This is a genomic window from Ornithinibacillus salinisoli (genome assembly GCF_042684965.1).
GTDB lineage: Bacteria > Bacillota > Bacilli > Bacillales > Amphibacillaceae > Ornithinibacillus > Ornithinibacillus salinisoli.
In genome coordinates, this window is record NZ_JBHUMI010000034.1 from 1 (window position 1) to 1,668 (window position 1,668).

The 1,668-nt window shown below is 36.7% G+C and carries 1 protein-coding gene; it reads right to left on the reverse strand.

Going from position 1 to position 1,668, the window contains the following annotated elements:
- Positions 1 to 112: 112 nt before the first annotated feature.
- The gene (locus ACFSTA_RS18735) at positions 113 to 1,570 is read right to left on the reverse strand and encodes an IS1182 family transposase (RefSeq protein WP_377558364.1); all 1,458 of its coding nucleotides are present in this window, start codon (positions 1,568 to 1,570) and stop codon (positions 113 to 115) included.
- Positions 1,571 to 1,668: the final 98 nt, after the last annotated feature.

The following is a 1,668-nucleotide window of genomic DNA, read 5'->3' on the forward strand; positions in this document are numbered from 1 at the left end:
CGAGGCTGCTGAAAAACAACCTATTTTTTTAAAAACGTAAAAAGAGTTGAAAAAAGGAATATCTTTGAATAAAATTTACTCCTTTTTGTCTATTTTGTAGGGGGATTTCCACCTACTTTTCATTCATTAGTTTGATTATTCTTTTCATATTGGCCACGAATATCGTGGTTGCACCTTGAATTTTCATGCCAAATAGACCCGAGGAATTTGCTCTATCGTATCCGTGTCTGTGTTTTAATTCACTATTTTTCGCTTCGATTTTATAACGTTCTTTGGCTAATCGTTTGAATTCCTCTGTTTCTTGAAAAGCCTCTTGTTCGATGTGTTCATTCGATTTGATGGACACCGAATACGTCTTTGTTTTTGCTCCCTCTTTATAACACCCTTCACGTAGCGGACACACTTTACACTTCTCCACTTCAAAATAATATTTCAATTGAGGATTTTGGGAAGAATCTTTTCTCTTTTTAACGGCTTTCTTTGTCGCTAAATGTCCAGCAGGGCATACATACATATCCGCATCTTTATTAAATTCAAATTCCAATTTTTTATTTCGATTTCCATTTGTTATCACAGGGTGTAAACGGGATACCAATTTCATTTCTTGTTCGTTTGCGTATTGTATATTATCCTTACTAGAATAAGCAGTATCTCCTAAAACCGTATCTACCTTCATCCCATTCTTTTTACTTGTTTCCACCAATTCCTTTAAATACTTCGTATCACTTTTTTCGCCAGAAGTTACCGTTGCTGCCGTAATTATGCGTTCATCAGACATGGCGATATGTGTTTTATAACCTAAAAAGGAATAATCCGCCGCCTTATAACCTTTTCGCGCATCAGGATCCCCACCATATCTAGCCTCTTCATGGATATCGTCGATGACTTCTCTTACCATATTAATTTTTTCTTTGACCGTAGGCAGCTGTTTTAAGTGTTCTTCTTGTTCTACGACATCAAGCAAGGCATTGGTATATGTGATTTCTTCTTCTAGTGAATTTGTGGTTGGCTTGGATGGGAACCGCTCCTTGATGGATTCCTGGTACTGATAAACCGTTTTTCGCAGTGATTTTGATTTTTCCTGTACATATTCTTTGGCCGTTTTCGCATGGAAACGGGATGCCGTATGAGTGGCATCCAAAATTAAGGTATTGCTTGCCAACACCTCATGTTCTAAAGCTAACTCAACCGTCTTTTCCACTAACGCTTCCATCAAATCTTTATCAACTAGACGAAGTCTACGAAACTTGGTCAGAGAGGTAGAATGGATCACGGAAGCTTCTGGTACAAGATCAAGGAAATATTTAAAAGACAAATCATACTTCGCTCGCTCTACAAGATCTGCATCTGATAAGTTATAGATTTGCTTCAAAAGAAGATATTTGAACATACGAATCGGAGGCTCTGCATTTCTTCCGTTTTCCAAACAATATTTGTCTTTTAATTCCTCCTCAATAAAGCTGAAATCCACTAATTCTTTCATTTGACGAAGAAAGTTATCTTTAGGAATCAACATGTCATATAGTTCAGAATGTGCACTTAATGGAAAAGATGGTTGTCTTTCTAACATTTTAATCACCGCTTCAAGTATATTAGTTCTATTATAATCTAAATCAGAAGCTTTTTGGGTATACCTTCGACTTTTTCTGGACTTTTTCAGCAGCCTCG

Excerpts from the sequence above, each read along its gene's own strand:
- ACFSTA_RS18735 (WP_377558364.1), bottom strand. The coding sequence starts at position 1,570 with ATGTTAGAAAGACAACCATCTTTTCCATTAAGTGCACATTCTGAACTA.